The following is a 20,756-nucleotide window of genomic DNA, read 5'->3' as shown; positions in this document are numbered from 1 at the left end:
AATTCATAGATTAAGCTAATTACCTTAGTGTGAATATTTGTTTTTAATATATTGTTTCTTTATGCCAGTGTGATTGATTAATTCGTTAAAAGTATAAAGTAACGCGATAAGTCACATTATGGTTCGTCCGACAGTCGACAGCAGGCAAATTCCCATTATGATAGTGAGGCCGCGATTGGATGAGAGGATGCATGATCTGGATAGGACTGGCCACCCTGGTAGTGGTATTTGTTGTGGGATTTCGGGTGCTTACCTCTGATTCACGCCGCGCGATTCGTCGCCTGAGCGAACGCCTTGGCATTACGCCTGTTCCGTTGGAATCGATGATCGATCAGCTGGGAAAAACTGCCGGTAATGAGTATTTGCGTTACCTGGAGCGGCCCAATGAAGCACATCTGCAGAACGCCGCGCAGGTGCTGCTTATCTGGCAGGTCGCGATTGTCGACGCCAGCGAAAAAAACCTGCACTACTGGTATCGCCTGATGCAAAAAGCGCGATTAGCGGCGCCGATTACCGACGCACAGATCCGCCTGGCGCAAGGTTTTCTGCGCGAACTGGACCCGGATGTGAGCGATTTACATAACCTACAGCAGCGCTATAACGATCTGTTTCTCCCGGAAGACGGCGTGCACTGGTTGCACTGATCTCATTGTTATCCGGCCTGTGGTTTACGCACTCGTCACTTGTAGGCCGGATAAGCGTAAGCGCCATCCGGCAGAATGACGAGGTCTGTATTCTCAGGCTACGCTTTTGTATTACGTTATGAAAAGCGAGAAGAGTTGCGAAAACGTTAAGTACGTCACATACAAAATGTTACACTGCGCAGCTTTCCGCCACTTTCTTCGCAGGTTACTCATGAGTCATTCAAATGAAACCAAACCCCATGCACGCGATCTCGCGCGGCCAAACTGGTCGGCGGTCTTCGCGGTTGCTTTCTGCGTCGCCTGCCTGATTACCGTCGAGTTTTTGCCGGTTAGTCTGCTGACGCCGATGGCGCTGGATTTAGGCATCTCCGAAGGGATGGCCGGGCAATCGGTGACGACGACGGCATTCGTCGCGATGTTTTCCAGCCTGTTTATCACCACGGTTATCGGCAAAACCGATCGCCGCTACGTGGTTATCCTGTTTTCGCTGCTGCTGACCCTTTCTTGCCTGCTGGTATCGTTTGCCGATAGTTTCACCCTGCTGCTTCTGGGACGCGCCTGTTTGGGTCTGGCGCTCGGCGGTTTCTGGGCGATGTCGGCGTCGCTGACCATGCGTCTGGTACCGATGCGCGTGGTACCGAAAGCGCTATCGATTATCTTCGGCGCGGTATCAATCGCGCTGGTGATCGCCGCCCCGTTGGGCAGTTTCCTTGGCGGGCTTATCGGCTGGCGCAACGTCTTTAACGGCGCGGCGGTGATGGGCGTGCTGTGTACGCTCTGGGTGCTGAAAGCGCTGCCGTCGCTACCGGGTGAATCGGCGGCTCAGCAGCAAAATATGTTTGGTCTGCTGAAGCGTCCGGGGGTGATGGCCGGGATGTGCGCCATTTTCATGGCCTTTGCCGGACAGTTCGCCTTCTTTACCTATATTCGACCGGTATACATGACACTCGCCGGTTTTGACGTCGACGGCCTGACGCTGGTGCTGCTGAGCTTTGGTATCGCCAGCTTTATCGGCACCTCGCTCTCCTCGGTGGTGCTGAAGCGCTCGGTCAAAGCGGCGCTGGCGATTTCGCCGCTGGTGCTGACCGCCTGCGCGGCGGCGCTGGTACTGTGGGGAGAAAGCAAAATTGTCGCCTCGACGGTGGCGATTATCTGGGGCTTCGCGTTTGCGCTAATCCCGGTGGGGTGGTCAACGTGGATCACCCGTTCTCTCTCCGATCAGGCGGAAAAAGCCGGGTCGATTCAGGTGGCGGTGATCCAGCTTGCCAACACCTGCGGCGCCGCGGTCGGCGGCGTTGCGCTTGACCACTTAGGGCTGCTGTCGCCGCTGGTGTTGTCAGGAATATTAATGCTGTTTACCGGCCTGCTGGTGACGACCAAAGTGAAGATGAATTAACCCGCTTACGGCCGCTCGCCTTTTGCCAGCCGGGCATTGATGTCGGCAATCACTTCCGGCAGATCCGCCAGGGTATCAACCACATAGTGAGCCCCGGCGGCATACAGTTTGCCTGCCGCCCGCTCGCGACGGGTGGCGATTTCCTCTTTCGACATCGCCTGGTACTCCTCCCAGGTAGCGCCGAATTCGTTACCGGACACCGCGAGGCCGACGCTCCACATCCCGGCATGTAACCCTTCGCTGATGCCCGGTGCGGCGTCATCGACCTTCACGCAGTGGGCCACATCGTCTATGCCCAGGGTAATCACGTTCTGCAGCGCCATCCACGGGCCCGGTCGACCGCCGACGGCAAGGTCATCGGTAGCGACCCAGTGGTCCGGGGCGTAGCCCTGGGCGGCAGCGGCCGGTACTAGCTTTTCCATCACCGGCCGCGGATAACCTGAGCAGGAGCCGATCTTCAGGCCCTCGGCGCGCAGCGCGGCGAGGGTGTCGACAACGCCGGCAATCGGTGCGGAAAAATCGACAACCTTAGCGATTTGCAGCGGCATAAACGCGGCGTAGATCGCATCGATATCGGCGGCAGTCATCGCGCGGCCGAATTTGGCCTGCCAGCGGCTATCGACAGCAGGGAGTTTGCCCAGCGCCTCAATGTGCTGCCACTTGCCAAGCCCCATCGGCACGCGGGCCTCTTCAAGAGTGATCTCAATATCGAAAGCCTGGCGGAAGGCCTCGACGAAAATTTGCGTCGGGGCGAAAGAGCCGAAGTCTACGGTGGTGCCTGCCCAGTCAAGGATCAGTGCGCTAATACGGTTCATGGCGGTTCCTTATTGTTTCCAGTACATGGCGTTATCGATAGCCGCCAGCAGGGCGGTGATATCGGCGTCGTAGACTTCGCCAATGTTGCCGATGCGGAAGCAGTCGCTTTGCGATACTTTGCCCGGATAGATAACGAAGCCCTGATCTTTCAGCTTCTGGTAGAAGGTGTGAAAGCGATACTGCGGCGCATCCGGGGAATAAAAGGCGGTAATGATCGGCGAATGCAGGCTATCGTCGAGCAGCGGCCGGAAGCCGAGCGCGCGCATCCCTGCCACCAGACGGCGTTGATTGTTGCGGTAGCGCTGATGGCGCGCGCTAACGCCGCCCTCCTGCGCCAGCTCTTTAAGTGCCTGGGCAAAGGCCAGCACGGTATGGGTCGGCGAGGTGAAGCGCCACTTGCCGTGGTTATCTTCCATGCAGCGCCACTGGGCATACAGATCCAGTGACAGCGAGCGTGAACGGCCTTTGCAGGCGGCCAGCTCCGCTTCGCGGGCAATCACGAAGGCAAAGCCCGGCACGCCCTGAATACATTTGTTGGCGGAGCTTATCAGGTAATCAATATTCAGCGCGGCGATATCCAACGGAATGCCGCCAAAGCTGCTCATCGCATCGACGATATAGCGTTTATCGTACCGTTTCGCCAGTTCGGCCACCTCTTCGATCGGATTCAGCATGCCGGTGGTGGTTTCGCTATGTACCATTGCGATATGGGTGATCGCCGGGTCGTTCTGCAGAATCTGTTCGATCGCCGCCGCATCAGGGCGTGCGACTTCGCCGCAGTCGTAAGGGTGGCAGGCGATGCCCATCAGCTGCGCCATCTCAATCATACGCGCGCCATAGGCGCCATTGCTGACGATCAGCACTTTGCCCTGTCCGCCGATGACGCTGCCGAGCACCGCTTCGACCGCGTAGCTGCCGCTGCCCTGCAGCAGTACCGCTGTATAACCGTCGGCTGGGGTAGCCAGTTGCACCAGCTGCTGGCGAATGGTCTGTACCACGCCGAGATTGTAATCATCATCCCAGGTGCAGCTATCGAACAACATCGCCTCTTTTACCGTACGAGAGGTGGTTAGTGGGCCGGGGGTCAGCAGCAGGTAGTTCCGTGAAGTCATTTGTCTCACCATTTGGTCTATACCAGATTTATATTTATCATGGAGACAAAGCCGGGGCAGGGTCAAAGGAAATGTGGCGCTGCAACAAAAAATTCATCTGGCTATGTATAATGAGCGCACGAAAAGTGGCAGTGAGTAAACATGAAATCACCCTCTGGCGAGATGCCGCAATACCTGATGATTAAAGCGCAGCTGCAGGCGCGTATTCAAAACGGTGCCCTCAAAAGCGGCGACAAGCTGCCTTCCGAGCGCGAGCTGTGCGCGCTGTTCAACACGACCCGGATTACGGTGCGTGAGAGCCTGGCGCAGCTGGAGGCCAGCGGCGTGATTTACCGCGCCGACCGCCGTGGCTGGTTTGTGACGCCGGAGCGTCTATGGCTGGATCCGACGCAAAATACCAACTTCCACAAGCTGTGTCTCGAGCAGGGGCGCGAACCGAAAACGGTGCTGCTTGATGGCCGCCTGGCTGCCGTGCCGCTGGATGTGATGGCGCCGTTGGCGCTGCAGCCCTTCGATCAGGTCTATTTGCTGACCCGGCTGCGCTATGCCGACGGCCGGCCGGTGTGCTACTGCGAAAACCACTGTCTGCCCGCACGGGTGCCTGAACTGCTGCGCCACGATCTTAACGGCAGTCTGACCGAGATTTATCAAACTCAGTACGGCCTGATCTATACCAGTATGCATCTGTCGTTTTATCCCACTTCAATGCCGTCGCAGGCTGCCGAAGCATTGGGGGTGATGGAAGGGCGCCCGGCGCTGCTGCTGCGCCGGCTGAATTACGATCAGCATGGGCGTATTCTCGATTACGATATTGAATACTGGCGGCATGACAGCCTGCGGATCGAAGTCGATACCCATTGATTTTATTGGTTAAATTTTTTGATCTCCCCGGTGGCGCTAACGCTTACCGGGACTATGCATCCCGCTCGTTTTAACTCTTTCGACACACTTCTTTCATCGTTTTGTCATAAACCCCCGGTAGCGTGAAGCCAAATCTGGTCTACACCAGAATAACTGACTATCCGATGAGGCTTATACGATGAAACTCTCCCGACTTGCTCTGCTGTCCCTGTTCGCGCTGACCAGCTCTCCGGTTTGGGCGGACGGCGTCGTCACGGTTTACTCCGCCGACGGCCTGCATGACGGCGATAACAGCTGGTATCAGAGCCAGTTCGACGCCTTCACCAAAGCGACGGGCATCAAAGTGCAGTATGTGGAAGGCGGCTCCGGCGCGATCGTCGAACGTCTGGCGAAGGAGCGTACCAATCCGCAGGCTGACGTGCTGGTCACGGTGCCGCCGTTTATCCAGCGCGCCGCGAAAGAGCAATTGCTGGCAACCTTTACCCCGCAGGGTAGCGCGCAGATCCCCGGCGCTAACGACCGCTACGCGCCGCTGGTGAATAACTATCTGACCTTCATCTATAACAGCCAGTTGCTGAAAGCCGCACCGGCCAGCTGGCAGGATTTGCTGGATAGTCGCTTTAAGAACAAGTTGCAGTACTCCACGCCGGGTCAGGCGGGCGACGGTACCGCGGTGATGCTGCAGGCGTTCCATAGCCTCGGCGGTAAAGACGCCGGTTTTGCATATCTGGGTAAGCTACAGGCCAATAATGTCGGCCCATCGGCCTCGACCGGCAAGCTGACGGCGCTGGTCAACAAAGGCGAGCTGTACGTCGCCAACGGCGATTTGCAGATGAACCTGTCGCAGATGGCGCGTAACCCGAACGTTAAAATTTTCTGGCCGGCGGATGACAAAGGCGAGCGCAGCGCGCTGGCGCTGCCCTATACCATCGGGCTTGTGCAGAACGGACCGAACAGCGAAAACGGCAAGAAGCTGATTAATTTCCTGCTGGATAAACCAGCGCAATCCAGCGTTAGCGCGCTCTCCTGGGGCTTACCGGTACGCAGCGACGTGGCGCCGGATGACGCTAACTTTAAGGCGGCGAAAGCGGCGCTCGACGGCGTGAAGAGCTGGGAGCCGAACTGGGACGACGTTGCAGTATCGCTGTCGGCGGATATCGCCCGCTGGCATAAAGTGACCGATAGCGAGTAAGCCTGATGTTGATGAAAACCACCGTCACTCCTTCCCCGTCGCTGGCGGGGACTTCCGGGATCACCCTGGACTCGCTGCGCGTTTCATACCACGGCAACGTGGTCTTAAAACCGCTGTCATTGACCATTGAACCCGGAGAAGTATTGGCGCTGATAGGCCCTTCCGGTTCCGGGAAAACCACGGTGCTGCGGGCGATTGCCGGTTTTGTGCAACCGGCTGGCGGTCGGATCCTGATTGGCGACACGGACGTCACCCAGCTGCCGCCGTACAAACGCGGGCTGGCGATGGTGGTGCAGAACTACGCGCTGTTCCCGCATATGAAGGTGGAAGATAACGTCGCCTTCGGCCTGCGGGCGCAAAAGCAGCCCAGGGGGCTTATCGCCGAGCGGGTGACTGAAGCCTTAAAAATCGTCGGTATGGCGGATTATGCCACCCGCTACCCGCATCAGCTTTCTGGCGGCCAGCAGCAGCGCGTCGCGATAGCCCGTGCGATTGCCGTGCGTCCTCGGGTGCTGTTGCTTGATGAACCGCTGTCGGCGCTGGATGCGCAAATTCGTCATAACATGGTGGAAGAGATTGCCCGCCTGCATCGCGAACTGCCGGAGCTCACCATCCTCTACGTCACCCACGATCAAACCGAAGCGCTGACCCTGGCGGACAAAATCGGCATCATGAAAGACGGGTCGCTGATCGCCCACGGTGGAACGCACGAGCTGTACCACTATCCGCCGAACCGCTTTAGCGCCGAATTCCTCGGCCGCGCCAATATCCTGCAGGCAACGGCGCTGAAAGACAGTACCGAGCCGGGGCTGGTTAGCGTGAGCTGCGGCGGCGGCCTGATTAACGCCTTCAGCCGGGGCGGCCTGCATGGCAACAACAAGCTGTTATGCATTCGCCCGCAGCACATGAGCCTGGCGCCGCGATCGGCAACCAGTAATCGCCTCAACGCCACCCTGACCTCGGTACACTGGCAGGGCGATCTGACGCATCTGCTGTGCGACGTCGCCGGCGAAGCGGTGCGGATCGTCATGACCCACGTAAACCCACTGCCGCGCCCGGGGGACAAGCTGGCGCTCTACTTTGAACCTGGCGATGCGGTTCTGATCGAGGTGCAATAATGGCGCAAACCCTCACGCTTGCGCGTCCGGCGCGAAACCTACGCCCTTACCTGTGGCTGGCGTTGCCGCTGCTGGTGCTGGCGACGCTATTTTTCTATCCGCTACTGCTGATCGCCGAACAGGCGTTACGCGACGCCAGCGGCAATCTAAGCCTCGAGACTTTCTGGCAGGTGATCGACTCTAAGCGCTTTATCAGCGCATTGTTTAATACCTTGCAGATCGCCGTTTTCGCGACGCTCGGCTGCCTGGTGCTCGGCAGCGTGCTGGCGCTGATTCTGGTATTTATTCCGTTCCCCGGCAGCCAACTGGTGAGCCGGGTCATTGATACTTTTATCGCGCTGCCGACCTTTCTTATCACTCTTGCGTTCACCTTTATTTACGGCTCGGCGGGGCTGCTCAATGGCACCCTGATGGCGCTGTTTGCTTTTGAACTGCCGCCGGTAGACTTTCTCTATTCGATTAACGGCGTGATCCTGGCGGAGATTACCGTCTTTACGCCGCTGGTGATGCGCCCGTTGATGGCCGGACTGCGGCAGATAGATAAGAGCCAGCTGGAAGCGGCGAGTATTCTCGGCGCTCACCCGTTACGGGTGATTACCCAGGTTATCTTCCCGGCGGCGCTACCGGCGCTGATGGCGGGCGGCAGCCTTTGCCTGCTGCTGACCACTAACGAGTTCGGTATCGTGCTGTTTATTGGCGCCAAAGGGGTTAATACCCTGCCGATGATGGTCTACAGCAAGGCGATTCTGGAGTCGGATTACAGCGTGGCCTGCATGATTGCGCTGATTAATATTCTGCTGTCGCTGGGGCTGTTTATGCTCTATCGGCTGGCTGCGGCGCGTACTGGCGTAAGGAGTTAACGATGTTGATTTGGTCGCGTAAAGGCCGCGCGGCGGCGGGCGCGCTGGCGGTCACGTTATTTGCCGGCGTTTTCCTGCTGCCGCTGGCGGTGATTTTACTCTCCAGCCTGAGTAAACAATGGAATGGCCTGCTGCCCACTGGCTTTACCTTTGCCCACTTTGTTAACGCCTTTCGCGGCGCGGCGTGGGATTCGCTGTTTTCGAGCCTGATGGTGGGTTTCTGCGCCAGCCTGTTGGCGCTGCTGTGCGGGATGTGGGCGGCGCTGGCGCTGCGCCAGTATGGCGCGACGCTACAGAAATATCTTGGCCTGGCGTTTTATCTGCCCAGCGCTATCCCCTCGGTTTCCGTCGGACTGGGCATTCTGGTGGCGTTCAGCCAGGGACCGCTGCAGATGAACGGCACCTTCTTTATCGTCCTGGCGGCGCACTTTGTGCTGATCTCCGCCTTTACCTTCAGCAACGTAACGACCGGGCTGGCGCGGATTTCCGCCGATATTGAAAACGTCGCCTCAAGCCTGGGTGCTTCGCCGTGGTATCGCCTGCGCCATGTGACGCTGCCGCTGATGACGCCGTGGATGATTTCAGCGCTGGCGCTGAGTTTATCGCTGTCGATGGGAGAGTTAGGGGCGACGGTGATGATTTATCCGCCGGGTTGGACGACGCTGCCGGTGACCATTTTCAGCCTCACCGATCGCGGCAATATCGCTGATGGCTCGGCGCTGACCATTGTGTTGGTGGGCGTCACGCTGCTGTTGATGATGAAGCTTGAGCGCATCGCCCGCCGATTAGGCCAGAGATAGGCTGTATCCGGAGTTGTAGCCCGGCTCAGCGTAGCGCCAGCCGGGAATCGGATTGCCTCAGAACCATGCCTCAAACATACCGCCGATGTTCAGCGAATCCAGCCGCTCGTCGCTGGTGCCGTCTACTTTCGCGGTGTGCTCGTTATTCACCTGGCCGCCGGTAACATAGAAGCGCAGCATCGGGCGGAACTCCGGCCCCATGCCGATGGCGATGTTCTGCGACAGCGTCAGCTTCCAGCCGTGGTTATCCCCGCCCTGGTCGTAGTCAACGCGCTGGTAGCCCGCTTCCAGCCAGGTCGAGTGCACATCGTTCCAGAAGTACATCGGCCGGACGATCGCACCGTAGTTTTTACGGTTGTCGGTATTGTCCTTGCCGTTGTCGTAGTCGTGGAAGGCCAGCAGATATTCGATCTGCGCCTGCTGGGTGAATTTATGGCTGCCCTCGAAGCTGGCGTAAACCGTGGTCAGGTCGTCAGTTTTGTTGTAGACGCTGTTATCCGAGTTATCGGAGTAGCGCAGAATAACTTTGTTCACCCCGCTGTCGTTGGTATGGCTCAGCACCAGCCCGCCCTGCCAGGCATCGAGGCGCGCGTCGCTGTCCACCGCTTTTGAGTCAAAGCCGTAGTTGGCGTACACCTCGACGTCAATCGGCCCGGCCTTGATGTTGTGGGTTTTGGTGGTCAACGCGTAGTGGCCGTTGTCGCCGGTATCGGAGCTGCCGGTACAGGTGATGCGCGACGGGTTGGTCTCGTCGGCCATCACTTCCGGGCTACAGGATTTCACCTGCGACACCGTCGCCACGTCGAACTGCACGCCGCCGATATCGAAATTCTTCACCCCGGCGCCCTGGCCGTCGTGGTTCATCCAGAAGTAGTCGTTGATCCCCTGTTGCGGGCGCTGGTGGAAGTCGCGGCCGGCCCAGATATAGGCGTTGGGGTTGGATTCAAGGACGTTGGTGACGCCGACGTAGGCTTTTTTCAGGTTAACCTCGTCGCTCCAGTGGTCAAACATGACGTTAATATCCCAGATAGCGCCTCTGGCGCTTTTAAACGCTTTGCTGATCTGAAATTCGCCGCCGTTGCTTTCGTTACCGAGACGACCGATCGCCGAGGCGCCGTTATAGGAGCCATCGACGCCGACATATTTCTGGTCGCCGGTCTGGAAGTGGGCGCCATAGCGGGCGTAACCGCTAAATTTCAGGCCGAAAGGGATCGCCAGATCCGGCGAAGCGGCGGTGGTTTGCGGGTTGGTAATAACATCGACCTTTTTATTGGCCGCGGCGTCGATTTTCGCCTGGCGGTCGGCCAGCGCTTTATCGACGGCTTTCGCGACGATGGCGTCGATCTGCTCCTGGGTAAACTCCTGCGCCAGTACGGAAATTGGGCACAGCGCGGCGATAACCGCCATGGCCAATGGCAGCTTTTTAACTGTATTCATGGTTATCTCACTTTAATAATTAATATATGCAGACAATAACCGCCCCATTCTGGTTAAAATAAAAATAACCAAAATAAGCTGATTTTTTTCAGGGTACAGCTACGCCGGAGAATAAATATCTTATTCTCAGTGGCGAAAATTAACGACTAATACAGATGGCTTAATTTATTAGAAAATAAATCATAATATTTCCTGAGGTTATTGAGTTTATAATCAGGTCAGTTGGCGAAAATCCCTTTTCCGCATAAATTCATATTTCAGGTAAGACAATAATTACTGGCTAACGGCTCCGGCGACTGGTGCCACGCTTTTCGCCTTTTCGACTTCATTCTTTATTAATGAACGCTCATAGGCGCGCAGGAATGGCAGATAAATCACCGCCGACATCACCATGCAGATAACGCACATCACCACCGGGCTTAAGGTCCAGTTAGCCGCCCACGAGGCGCCAATCGGCGCGGGCGTCGTCCACGGCGTCAGCGACACTACCTGACTCAGCCAGCCAAGGCGGGTTGCGCCGTAAGCCAGCACCGCGTTGACCATCGGCACGCAGACGAAGGGAATAAACATCATTGGGTTCATGATGATCGGCGCGCCGAACAGAATCGGTTCGTTGATATTAAAGAAGCTCGGCACGATGCCCATTTTGCCGATAGTCCGCAGATGCGTGACCCGGCTACGCAGCAGCAGGAAGGCCAGCGGCAGGGTCGAACCGACGCCGCCAATCAGCAAATAGTGATCCCAGAAGCCCTGCAGGTAGACGTGCGGCAGCGCCGCGCCGGCCGCCAGCGCCGCCTGGTTTGCCGACAGGTTGGCCATCCAGAACGGGTTCATAATCCCGGTGACGATAAGCGAGCCGTGAATACCGGCGAACCAGAAAATCTGGCACATCAGCACCGACAGCAGAATCGCCGGCAGCGAATCGGAGGCGGAGACCAGCGGTTCCAGCAGATGCATAATCGCCTGCGGCAGGATCATGCCGGTTTGCGCTTCAATGAACAGGTTGAGCGGATGCAGAGTACCGATGACCACCAGTACCGGAATGAGGATCTCAAACGAACGGGCGACGCCAGTCGGCACCTCTTTAGGCAGGCGGATGGTCACATTGTTTTGCTTAAGCCAGGCGTAAACGCGGGTGGAGTAAATGGCAGTGATCAGCGCGGTGAAAATGCCCTGGCCGGATAAATACTGAGTAGAAATTTTGCCATCGGCATAGGGCGCGGCGACCAGCAGGAAGGCCATAAACGCCAGCAGGCCTGACATGACCGGATCGAGCTGGAACTGGCGTCCGAGGCTGGCGCCGATGCCGACTGAGATAAAAAAGGTCATCACGCCCATGCTGAGGTTAAACGGCAGCATCAGCTGTTCACGGTACTGCTGGGAAAAATCCAGCCAGCCGCGGGCAAAACCGTTAGTGGTCTCCGGCGAGAAAGGCGGAAAGATAAATACCAGCATGAAAGAGCCGATGATCATGAACGGCAATGCGGCGGTAAAGCCATCGCGGATGGCGATAACATATTTCTGTTGCCCAAGGCGTCCTGCCAGCGGAGTAATAGACTGCTCGATCACGGCAATCATCGACTGATACAGAGAACTCATTTGAACACCTCTTAGTGCGCCGCGGCGATCAGCGACAGGGCATAATTCAGAACGTTATCTCCCCGCTGCATTCCGTAATCCATCGTATCGATAGGCTGGACGGGAATATTCAGGGGAGCGGCTTTCTCGCTAAGCATTTTCAGCATGTATTTGACCTGGGGGCCAAGCAGCACCACCTGGTATTGCGGAAACTGCATATCAAATTCGGCAACGCCATAGGCGTCAATCTGCACCGGCAGGTCGCGTTCCTTTGCGGCATCCACCATTTTCCTCACCAGCAGGCTGGTGGACATCCCGGCGGAGCAACACAGCATAATCTTGTACATCGACGGCTTTCCTCATATGTAAAAAGTTATTGCGAGGATGATTTGATATCAGACGGAAACCGGTTTCCATTTATAAAAAACAGAACTGTGAGCGCGGTCAATAACTCACCGTTAGCGGCCTTACTAATTAGATTTCGCTCACAAAATAATGTCGATTTGGCGTGGTTTTTTGCCGAAATGGAAAATCGGTTTCCAAATAAAAAAGGAAACGGCTATACTGCCGCTGGTTATAATTGAAGCGATTCAGGACACAGCGTTACAGGGGCTAAGCCGCACCTGCCAGGGGAAAAAAGATGTCGACAATCAATGATGTATCACGGTTAGCCGGGGTATCGAAAGCCACGGTTTCGCGCGTGCTGAGCGGTTCGCGCGGGGTAAAAGAGGCCAGCCGCCAGGCGGTGCTTCAGGCGGCGGAAACGCTGAACTACCGGCCCAATATGATTGCCCAATCCTTACTGAGCCAGTCGACGGGCTGTATCGGCGTGATTTGCGCGCAGGACAACATCAATCAGACCACCAGCTATCTCTACGCCCTGGAAAAACAGCTCAGCCAGCATCAGAAGCATCTACTGCTGCGCTTCGCCAATAACCGCGGCGACGTATTAAGCGCGCTGGATGAACTCACCTGTGGCCTGTGCGATGACGTGCTGATCATCGGCGCGCGCTTTCCGCTGCAGATCGAACGCCCCGATGTGGTGCTGATTGATTGTCTGGAAAGCGATGGCGAGAACAGTATTCAGTTTGATCACGCCTTCGCCGCGGAAACCGCCTGTCATTATCTGATTAATCAGGGGCGGCGGCAGATTGCGCTGATCCATCCGCAGGGGAGCGGCTTTGCCGACCAGGTGCTGCTGGGCTATAAGCATGCGCTGGAGAAGAACTTCCTGCCGTTTAATCGCAACCTGGTCTTCCTGGACTGCGCCTCGTCGTCGGTGGCGGTGCAGGAGTTGATGAATAACGCCACTACCCTGAACTTTAATGCGCTGTTGGTGAGCGATGAACTGCAGGCGCAGCGGGTAGTGCCGCAGCTGCAGGCGTTTAACCGCGCGGTGCCGGAAAAAGTGATGGTCTTCAGTCTCGCGGGTTCGCTGCAGATGCCGGGTATTCCAACCATCCCGGCGATTGAGTATTCGATGGATGCGATGGCTTCGCGGATCGTCAACTGGCTGATCGGGAAAAGCCCGCAGCCCGGCGGCAGCCTGCTGCGCGGCGACTTAATTATTCCCTAGAGGTGCGGAGATATTCTAAATATGCGTGTCTAAATGCCATCAAGCATGAAATCGAGCGCTCCTTTAATAGCGTTGCGGTATCCGCTCGCATCGCAAAACTCGACTCCTAAGGCTTTAACAGGAATGGTTGCCGCTTCGTGTGTCATCAAAACGTATTTTTTCCCGTCAACCAAAGCCAGTATCGGGTTTAAACGCTCCGGAGCGGGATTAACACCGAGTCGCTCAACGGGCATTAACGGGATCACTAAGCGGCGATTAATGTCGCCAATAATGTCACTGGTAACATCAATTAAAAGTGGGAAGGCCGGGTTTTTACTGGTACTTCTGTAGACATAATATTGCACTGTCAAAAACTCCGATATTCATCAGAAAAGCATCCGGTCTCTTCCCCTAAAGCATTCATTGCAGCTATTGCTTCAGCATTAGCTTCTCGCCAACGCAGGGCAGCATGTTTTTTCAGCTCAGCATCAAGCGCTGCGGCTAATGTAGCGCTCATATTTACACCGGCTTCGCGCGCACGATTGAGTAAATCCCGTTCGAGAGTGACGGTCACGTTTTGCGTTTTACGTTTTACAGTCATGATGAGATCTCCAGTGAGCAGATATGTGGAGCTTACACTTATACTGACACGATCGCTACCTGGCGGCCTCTGATAGCTCATCGCGATAAAACATATTATTTAGGAGATACGGTGAGGGTAACGCCCTCATGGGACGTAAAGCCTGAGTCCGGCGAAGTACCGAACTCAGGTCAGGATAATTTGGAGTGGCAACGGTTTTCCTGATAATTCAGCCCGTTACTTCTCCGGGCAGCGAATTTTATCAATGGCGGCCAGATAGCCTTTTTGATTATTGCGCTCTTTCGCCAGCGTCGCTTCGCGAACGTAACTCTGGTTGTCTTTCGAGGCGAGGATTTTATTGGCGAAATCGTTATCGCTGAGGGTGCTCGCCGGGGCGCATTTTTCCTTCACCGCTTTCAACACCTGCTGTTTTTGCTGCTCAAACTGCAGGCTTTGCAGCGGCGATTCGGCCCACGCCGCGCTGGCGCTAAGGGCAGTAACCAGACACAACATCCAACACGCTTTCATGGCGCTTCTCCTTCACTTTTCGCTTCAGTCAACTATATGCGCAGCAGGTGAATTGCGCAAATGTTAGACATTTTTTGTTGTTTAAAATCAGACGATTGCTATTACGCCGCGCGTACCCGCCGCCGGGAATCCACCGCGATAAGAATGACCGAAGAGAGAATCAACAGCGTCCCAAGCCAGTCCGGCAGGGTAAAGGTAATACCCAACAGCAAGAGAGAGAGCAGGGCGCTGCTCAGCGGCTCGGCGCAGCTGAGGATCCCGGCTTTCGCGCCGCCAATCTGCTGGGCGCCGTTGAGATACAGGCTGAAGGTCAGCGAGGTACCGATCACCACGAGATAGAAAAACGCCAGCAGCAGACGGCCGTTCACCACAAAGTTCGCGCTTTGGCTGCCATAAAACGGCAACAGCATCGCCCCGCCAATCAGCATGCTCCAGCCGACGATCGGCAGCGTGCCGTAGCGGGCGATAAGCGTTGAGGGATAGGTGGTATAAAACGCCGCCGCGAAGGCTGAGGCGATCCCCCAGAACAGCGCCGCCGGCGAGATGGAGAGCGAGGTCGGGTTGCCGTGGGTGACCAGCAGGAAGGTGCCGGCAAGCGAGGTGCCAATCGCCAGCAGCACAAAGGGACTGGGCCGGGCCTTACGCGCCAGCGCGAACCAGGCGACGATAATCGTCGGCGATAAAAACTGTAGCACCGTGGCGGTGGCGGCGTTCGACTTCTCGATGGTCATCAGGAAGGTGTACTGCACGGTTAACGCGCCGACCAGCGAGAAAAACAGCAGGCTAAGGGCATCTTTGCGGTTTTGCATGACGCGGAAAATTTTGTCGCCGTGAACGAAGGCGAGCATCAGCAAAATCAGCCCGGCGAACAGCAGGCGGATCATGGTCAGATAAGGCGATGACATCTGACTTTGCTGCATAATGTACTGCGCGCAGACCCCGGAACTGCCCCACAGGACGGCGGCGATCAATACGTTCAACATCCCTCTTTTGCTGGAACCCATTTTTCCCTCGCGTGAAATAGCGCAAAGCAGGAATCATAGCACGGCGGCGACGCGGCGCGTGTTTTACTGCTGACGCCACTCGCCCGGCGTCATGCCGTAGTGTTTTTTAAAGGTTTTCGCAAATGAAGCCTGTGATTGAAAACCGCAGCGTTCGGCAATCACTTCCAGCCGCGTCTGGCGATCAAGATGTAGCAGGCGAGCGGCCATCGCCATCCGCAGCTGCGACAGCCACGCCTGCGGCGTCAGATGATAGACGCGGGCAAAATGGCGGGCGAAGGTGGCGCGCGATAAAAACGCCCGCGCCGCCATGCTCTCGATAGTCCACGGCTGTTCCGGCGCGGCCAGCACCGCGAGAACGGCCGGCATCAGCCGCGCATCGCTCATCAGGCGCAGCAGGCCGCCCGGCGGCTCCTGTGCGCCGAGCAGGGTACGTAACAGCAATACCAGCAGCGTATCGCCAAGGCTGCGCACGATAGCGCTGCCGCCGGGATGTTCCGCCAGGCTTTCGCGCACCAGCACGTTAAGCAAAATATCCAGTTCCGGGCAATCTTCGCGCTCATCGGTATGTAAATGGATCAGCGCCGACTCTTCGGCGAACAGCCAGTTGACGTGCGGGCCGAAGTAAAACTCGCCGCACAGCATCTCCAGCGCGTCGCTTTCCACGGCGGTACGCACTTCCGTTAGCGTGCCGTTAAAGCGATGGGCGACGGGCAGTACCTGACCCCACTCCACCAGGCTCTCCATCAGATGCGGCGAACCGTGCGGCAGCAGGATCACGTCGCCGGCGCGCATGTGGCGGGTTTGATGACCAACGGTTAGACGCCCTTCGCCGCGCAACACAAAGTGCCACGGCACCACGCCCGCGCGCATTTGATCGTGTCCGGCCTGCCAGCGGCCGCCGAAACGGCAATGCAGATTCACTTCGCAACGCGGGGCCAGCAGCGTCAACAGATGGCTCAAACTATCCATGCGACTCCTGAGACGATAAGACAAAAAAATGAGACGAAGAGCGCCAGTCTAGCACGCCGCCGACCACTAAGATGTCTCCATTGCCACAACTACCCACCAATAACAGGAGTACACCATGAGCCGCTTAGCCGATATCCGTGAACAAGATGCCACCGGGAAAGCCGCCGATATTTTCGCCGGAATTAAAAAAGCGATGGGTAAAGTGCCGAATGCCTATCTGACCATCGGCGGCCACTCGCCGGCGGCGCTGCAGCAGGCGCTGGCGCACAACGCGATGCTGCATAAAAGCAGCCTTAGCGCGCAGGAGCTGGAGGCGATTAATTTATCGGTCAGCGAAGCGACCGGCTGTGATTACTGCCTGGCCGCCCATACCCTGATGGCCAAAAAAGCGGGCTTCAGCGGCGAGCAAATCCACGCCCTGCGCCGCGGCGAGTATACGGAAGATGCGCACCTGGACGCGCTGGTGAAATTCGCCCAAACGCTGGTGACCACCACCGGTACGCTGCCGGAAGCGGACGTCGCCGCGCTGCGTCACGCCGGTTTTAGCGACCAGCAGGTGATTGAGATCATCAGCGCCGTCAGCGCTATCCTGTTCACCAACATGGTGAACCGGGTTAACGACACGGTAGTGGACTTCCCGAAAGCCGATTAACCCGTCGTCGCGCGCCTGTTTACAGTCCCAGTTCGCTTAGCCCCGGATGATCGTCAGGGCGGCGACCCTGGGGCCAGTGGAACAGGCGCTCGCTTTCCGCGATCGGCAAATCGTTAATGCAGGCGTAGCGTGTGGACATTAGGCCGTGCTCATCAAACTGCCAGTTTTCATTGCCGTACGAACGAAACCAGTTGCCGCTGTCGTCGCACCACTCATAGGCGAAGCGTACGGCGATGCGATTCTCCTGCCACGCCCATAGCTCCTTAATCAGCCGGTATTGCAGCTCTTTACGCCATTTTCGCTGCAGAAACTCCACGATTTGCCCCCGTCCGTGGACAAATTCGCTGCGGTTGCGCCATTCGCTATCCACGGTATAAGCCAGCGCGACTTTTTGCGCATCGCGGCTGTTCCAGCCATCTTCTGCGGCGCGCACCTTCTGCACTGCGCTGTCGCGGGTGAACGGCGGTAACGGGGGACGTTGTTCGCTCATCAGGACTCTCCTTTTGGGGATAATTGATGCTGCAGGCGCTGATTCTCCTGCTCCAGTTCATGAATACGCTCTTGCAGGCTCTGGCTGTATTCCGCGACCTGCTGTGCGCTGTAGCGCGGCGTAATGTGCTGCGGGCAGTTCCAGTCAAAAGCCTGCAGATGAAAACGAAACAGGCGTTCGATGCGAGCGCGATAGTTTGCCGGCGTCACTAACGCCAGCAGCTCAGGCTGCTCTTCCGCCGCCAGCACCTCGACGGTAGCGTAGATCTTCAGCCTGGCACGGCGCGGGTAATCCATCAAAAACAGGCAGGCCCGGTCGCTGCCGCGCAGGTTGCCGGTGGTAATGTACTGGCGATTACCGCCGAAATCGGCCATGGCCAGCGTGGTGTCATCCAGCAGGCGCAGAAAACCCGGCGGGCCGCCGCGATGCTGAATGTAGGGCCAGCCGCTTTGCGACACCGTCGCCAGATAAAAACTGTCGCGGGTAGCGATCATCCCTTCTTCGCTGGCGCCGAAGCGATCCGCCTGACGGCGGCTGTGCGGCGTTTGCCACAGCTGGTCGCTGCCCATTTCATGTTGCACATCCATGACATCCGGGGTGATAGCGATATCGAGAAAGGTTGCTGCCATAACGCCTCCTGAAGGTAGGGGGCTATCATGGACTGTGCTGTGAAAAATGATAATACTGCTTATCTGGTAATCATCTTTCCGGATAACGGGAGAATAATGGACCGATTAAGCGCTATGGCGCTGCTGGTGAAAGTCACTGAACTGGGCAGTATGTCGGCGGCGGCGCGGGCGCTGAATACGCCGTTGACTACCGTGAGCCGTAATATCGGCGAGCTGGAGAGCGCGCTGGGAGTCCGTTTATTGACGCGCACTACCCGTAAACTCACCCTCACCGATGCCGGCGTCGATTATGTTGCCGCCGCGCGGCGGATCCTCGAAGAGGTGGAAAACGCCGAACGCCGGGCAACGGGTGAATACCAGGAGCCGAAGGGCGAGCTGGTGATCTCCGCGCCGACGATGTTTGGTCGCCAGCACGTTCTGCCAGTCATTAGTGAATTTATCGCCCGTTATCCGCAAATTCGCGTACGTTTGTTACTTAGCGATAGTAATGCCGATCTGGTCGGCGACCATATCGATTTGGCGGTACGGATTGGCGAACTGGCTGATAGCAGCATGGTGGCGACCCGGCTCGGCGCGATGCGCATTGTCGCCTGCGCCCATCCCGCGCTGTTGGCGAAATACGGCGAACCGCAGCGTCCGCGCGATCTGGCGGCGTTGCCGATCATCCGTATTGAATCGCCGATGCCCTATCGCGGCTGGCGCTTTCGCGCCGTTGAACGGGAAGATCAGCTGATTAATCTGCCGCCGGTGTTGGCCGTCACCACGCCGGAGAGCGCCGCCGATGCCGCCCGACTGGGCGTTGGGGTGGCCCGCTTGCTGCACTATCAGGCGCTGGATGGCCTGCGCTGCGGGGAACTGCGTCTGCTGCTGGAAAGCGTCGAGCCGGAGCCCGCGCCGGTTCATTTGTTATATACCGCGCGGGAGCTGGCTCCGCTTAAGCTGCGGAAATTTATCGATTTTGCCGCGCCGGCGCTGCGCCAGTCCTTGCTACGCATTGCCGGGGCCGCTTAATGCGCCGCGCTTTTCAGCGGCGCCTCCTTCAATAGCCAGGAAAGGACAAACGCGACGGCCATAATGCAGGCCGCCATCAGGAATGCCGCATGGATCGCCGCGCCGAAGGCGTCGAGATAATCGAGACGGATCGCCGCTGGCAGATGCTGTACCGCCACCGGATTCATGGCTGGCGGCAGCACCGCGCCCTCAGGCAGCAGTTTCTGCAGGTTATTTTGCAGCACATGGGTAAAGACCGCGCCGAACAATGCCACGCCGATGGAGCCGCCAATCGAGCGGAACAGGGTCACGCCGGAAGTGGCAACACCGTACATCTGCGCCGGCATCGCGTTCTGTACCGCCAGCACCAGTACCTGCATCACCAGCCCCAGACCCGCGCCGAGCACGCCGGTAAACAGGTATAACTGCCACATCGGCGAATGAATGGTGATGCGGGTCAGCAGCACCATGCCGGTCACGCCGAGCAGGGTACCGATAATCGGGAAAATCCGGTATTTCCCGGTGTGGCTAATCACCCGGCCGCTGATAATGGAGGTCAGCAGCAGGCCGCCCATCAGCGGGATTAACTGTAACCCGGCCTCGGTTGGCGTCGCCTCTTTCACCACCTGCAGATAGAGCGGCAGGAAAGTGACCGAACCGAACAGCGACATGCCGATAACAAAGCCAATCAGGCTGCACAGCAGGAAGCTACGGTTGCGGAACAGCGACAGCGGAATAATCGGCTCGGCGGCAATCCGTTCTTCGTAGATAAAACCGATGATCCCCACGATGCCGAAGGCCAGAATGCACCACAGCTGCGGGTCATTCCACGCATGGACGCTGCCGCCTTCCGAGGTAAACAGGATGATGCATAACAGCGCCATGCTGAGGTAAATCGCCCCCAGCCAGTCAATCTGATGCTGGCTGCGTTTGTTGCTGCTGTGGAATACCGCGCCGATAACCAGCAGCGCGAACAGACCCAGCGGCAGGTTGATATAGAAAATCCAGCGCCACGAGGCGTGCTGTACCAGGAAACCGCCGATCAGCGGGCCGATAACCGTCGCCAGGCCGAAGACGCCGCCGAACAACCCCTGATAGCGCCCACGGTTGGCGGGTGGGATAACGTCGGCGACCGCCGCCATGCTGATCACCATCAGGCCGCCGCCGCCGAGCCCCTGCAGCGCGCGCATCAGTACTAATTGCGTCATGTTTTGCGCCAGCCCGCAGAGCGCGGAACCGGCAAGAAACAGCACGATCGCCACCTGCAGCACGATTTTGCGCCCGAAAAGATCGCCGAATTTACCGTACAGCGGCACCACGATGGTCGAGCTGAGGATATAGGCGGTGACCACCCACGAAAGTTTATCCAGCCCGCCGAGCTCGCCAACGATAGTAGGCAAGGCGGTGGAGACAATGGTCTGGTCCAGCGCCGACAGTAGCATCACCAGCAGCAGGGCGCTGAACAGCAGGCGGATTGAGGGCGCCGGTTGGTTTGCGACTTCAGATGTCATTGCATCACTCGCTTGAAATTAATTAAATGCATAA

At 57.5% G+C, this 20,756-nt stretch carries 23 protein-coding genes; 10 read left to right on the top strand and 13 right to left on the bottom strand.

All coding sequences use genetic code 11. The features are described from left to right. Positions 1–191: 191 nt before the first annotated feature. Both PGQ95_RS13675 and nepI read left to right on the top strand, forming a co-directional pair. Positions 192–644, top strand: coding sequence for a DUF1198 family protein (locus tag PGQ95_RS13675; protein ID WP_004901545.1), 453 nt, complete (start codon positions 192–194; stop codon positions 642–644). A 211-nt stretch (positions 645–855) separates the two neighbouring features. Further along, positions 856–2,040 (top strand): purine ribonucleoside efflux pump NepI, encoded by a 1,185-nt coding sequence (gene nepI / locus PGQ95_RS13670; protein WP_430918417.1) that lies wholly within the window; start codon positions 856–858, stop codon positions 2,038–2,040. Between the two features lie 5 nt (positions 2,041–2,045). Here the strand turns inward: nepI and phnX are convergent, their stop codons facing one another. Continuing rightward, positions 2,046–2,855 carry a phosphonoacetaldehyde hydrolase gene (phnX, locus tag PGQ95_RS13665; protein WP_025713848.1) on the bottom strand — a complete coding sequence of 270 codons (810 nt, stop codon included), beginning with the start codon at positions 2,853–2,855 and terminating at the stop codon, positions 2,046–2,048. A 9-nt stretch (positions 2,856–2,864) separates the two neighbouring features. After that, a complete protein-coding gene (gene phnW, locus PGQ95_RS13660) occupies positions 2,865–3,968 on the bottom strand; it encodes a 2-aminoethylphosphonate--pyruvate transaminase (protein ID WP_213317683.1) in 1,104 nt (367 codons plus the stop codon). Between the two features lie 141 nt (positions 3,969–4,109). Between phnW and phnR the strand changes: the two genes are divergently transcribed. The 5 genes from phnR to phnV all read left to right on the top strand — a co-directional run bounded on the left by phnR (position 4,110) and on the right by phnV (position 8,799). Further along, complete coding sequence (gene phnR / locus PGQ95_RS13655; RefSeq protein ID WP_430918415.1) at positions 4,110–4,829, top strand: phosphonate utilization transcriptional regulator PhnR; 720 nt, start codon at positions 4,110–4,112, stop codon at positions 4,827–4,829. A 178-nt stretch (positions 4,830–5,007) separates the two neighbouring features. Further along, entirely contained in the window at positions 5,008–6,021 is a 1,014-nt protein-coding gene (gene phnS, locus PGQ95_RS13650) for a 2-aminoethylphosphonate ABC transporter substrate-binding protein (protein ID WP_213794866.1), read from the top strand. Between the two features lie 5 nt (positions 6,022–6,026). Next, positions 6,027–7,139, top strand: a complete 1,113-nt coding sequence (gene phnT / locus PGQ95_RS13645) for a 2-aminoethylphosphonate ABC transport system ATP-binding subunit PhnT (RefSeq protein WP_430918412.1) — start codon at positions 6,027–6,029, stop codon at positions 7,137–7,139. Then, positions 7,139–7,999, top strand: a complete 861-nt coding sequence (phnU, locus tag PGQ95_RS13640) for a 2-aminoethylphosphonate ABC transporter permease subunit (protein WP_087858896.1) — start codon at positions 7,139–7,141, stop codon at positions 7,997–7,999. The genes phnT and phnU overlap by 1 nt, the downstream gene beginning before the upstream one ends. Before the next feature lie 2 nt (positions 8,000–8,001). Beyond that, a complete protein-coding gene (phnV, locus tag PGQ95_RS13635) occupies positions 8,002–8,799 on the top strand; it encodes a 2-aminoethylphosphonate ABC transport system, membrane component PhnV (protein WP_047065739.1) in 798 nt (265 codons plus the stop codon). Positions 8,800–8,856: 57 nt separating this feature from the next. Here the strand turns inward: phnV and PGQ95_RS13630 are convergent, their stop codons facing one another. From PGQ95_RS13630 to PGQ95_RS13620, 3 genes are all read right to left on the bottom strand, one after another. Continuing rightward, positions 8,857–10,236, bottom strand: coding sequence for a carbohydrate porin (locus PGQ95_RS13630; RefSeq protein WP_395226719.1), 1,380 nt, complete (start codon positions 10,234–10,236; stop codon positions 8,857–8,859). Between the two features lie 273 nt (positions 10,237–10,509). Beyond that, positions 10,510–11,835, bottom strand: a complete 1,326-nt coding sequence (locus tag PGQ95_RS13625; RefSeq protein ID WP_015703869.1) for a PTS cellobiose transporter subunit IIC — start codon at positions 11,833–11,835, stop codon at positions 10,510–10,512. Between the two features lie 11 nt (positions 11,836–11,846). After that, positions 11,847–12,161, bottom strand: coding sequence for a PTS sugar transporter subunit IIB (locus tag PGQ95_RS13620; protein ID WP_015369080.1), 315 nt, complete (start codon positions 12,159–12,161; stop codon positions 11,847–11,849). Positions 12,162–12,454: 293 nt separating this feature from the next. Here PGQ95_RS13620 and PGQ95_RS13615 point away from each other — a divergent pair, with 293 nt between their 5' ends. After that, positions 12,455–13,390, top strand: a complete 936-nt coding sequence (locus PGQ95_RS13615) for a LacI family DNA-binding transcriptional regulator (protein ID WP_032709465.1) — start codon at positions 12,455–12,457, stop codon at positions 13,388–13,390. 29 nt (positions 13,391–13,419) lie between these two features. Here the strand turns inward: PGQ95_RS13615 and PGQ95_RS13610 are convergent, their stop codons facing one another. The 5 genes from PGQ95_RS13610 to PGQ95_RS13590 all read right to left on the bottom strand — a co-directional run bounded on the left by PGQ95_RS13610 (position 13,420) and on the right by PGQ95_RS13590 (position 16,450). Then, on the bottom strand, positions 13,420–13,734 hold the full coding sequence (locus PGQ95_RS13610; RefSeq protein WP_430918409.1) for a CcdB family protein: 315 nt from the start codon (positions 13,732–13,734) through the stop codon (positions 13,420–13,422). A gap of 2 nt (positions 13,735–13,736) precedes the next feature. Continuing rightward, positions 13,737–13,970 (bottom strand): type II toxin-antitoxin system CcdA family antitoxin, encoded by a 234-nt coding sequence (locus PGQ95_RS13605; protein ID WP_045390507.1) that lies wholly within the window; start codon positions 13,968–13,970, stop codon positions 13,737–13,739. A gap of 216 nt (positions 13,971–14,186) precedes the next feature. Then, complete coding sequence (locus PGQ95_RS13600; RefSeq protein WP_047066683.1) at positions 14,187–14,477, bottom strand: YicS family protein; 291 nt, start codon at positions 14,475–14,477, stop codon at positions 14,187–14,189. A gap of 101 nt (positions 14,478–14,578) precedes the next feature. Continuing rightward, complete coding sequence (locus PGQ95_RS13595; protein WP_045375196.1) at positions 14,579–15,481, bottom strand: EamA family transporter; 903 nt, start codon at positions 15,479–15,481, stop codon at positions 14,579–14,581. 63 nt (positions 15,482–15,544) lie between these two features. Next, the gene (locus PGQ95_RS13590) at positions 15,545–16,450 is read right to left on the bottom strand and encodes an AraC family transcriptional regulator (RefSeq protein WP_430918406.1); all 906 of its coding nucleotides are present in this window, start codon (positions 16,448–16,450) and stop codon (positions 15,545–15,547) included. A 115-nt stretch (positions 16,451–16,565) separates the two neighbouring features. On the opposite strand from PGQ95_RS13590, the gene PGQ95_RS13585 reads away from it, so the two are divergent. Next, positions 16,566–17,102, top strand: a complete 537-nt coding sequence (locus PGQ95_RS13585) for a carboxymuconolactone decarboxylase family protein (RefSeq protein ID WP_045362948.1) — start codon at positions 16,566–16,568, stop codon at positions 17,100–17,102. 19 nt (positions 17,103–17,121) lie between these two features. On the opposite strand, the gene PGQ95_RS13580 is transcribed toward PGQ95_RS13585, so the two are convergent. Together PGQ95_RS13580 and PGQ95_RS13575 are read right to left on the bottom strand one after the other, a co-directional pair. Next, positions 17,122–17,592 (bottom strand): DUF1348 family protein, encoded by a 471-nt coding sequence (locus PGQ95_RS13580; RefSeq protein ID WP_087858902.1) that lies wholly within the window; start codon positions 17,590–17,592, stop codon positions 17,122–17,124. Continuing rightward, the gene (locus tag PGQ95_RS13575; protein ID WP_430914943.1) at positions 17,592–18,221 is read right to left on the bottom strand and encodes a pyridoxamine 5'-phosphate oxidase family protein; all 630 of its coding nucleotides are present in this window, start codon (positions 18,219–18,221) and stop codon (positions 17,592–17,594) included. Before PGQ95_RS13575 ends, PGQ95_RS13580 begins: the two co-directional genes overlap by 1 nt. A gap of 39 nt (positions 18,222–18,260) precedes the next feature. Between PGQ95_RS13575 and PGQ95_RS13570 the strand changes: the two genes are divergently transcribed. Next, positions 18,261–19,232 (top strand): LysR substrate-binding domain-containing protein, encoded by a 972-nt coding sequence (locus PGQ95_RS13570; RefSeq protein WP_162183996.1) that lies wholly within the window; start codon positions 18,261–18,263, stop codon positions 19,230–19,232. Here the strand turns inward: PGQ95_RS13570 and PGQ95_RS13565 are convergent. Then, a complete protein-coding gene (locus tag PGQ95_RS13565; protein ID WP_221695112.1) occupies positions 19,229–20,722 on the bottom strand; it encodes an MDR family MFS transporter in 1,494 nt (497 codons plus the stop codon). The two genes, PGQ95_RS13570 and PGQ95_RS13565, sit on opposite strands and share 4 nt — an antisense overlap. Positions 20,723–20,756: the final 34 nt, after the last annotated feature.

It is taken from the genome of Klebsiella sp. 141240 (genome assembly GCF_050600805.1).
Lineage (GTDB): Bacteria > Pseudomonadota > Gammaproteobacteria > Enterobacterales > Enterobacteriaceae > Klebsiella > Klebsiella aerogenes.
This window is presented reverse-complemented; position numbering and strand designations above follow the sequence as displayed.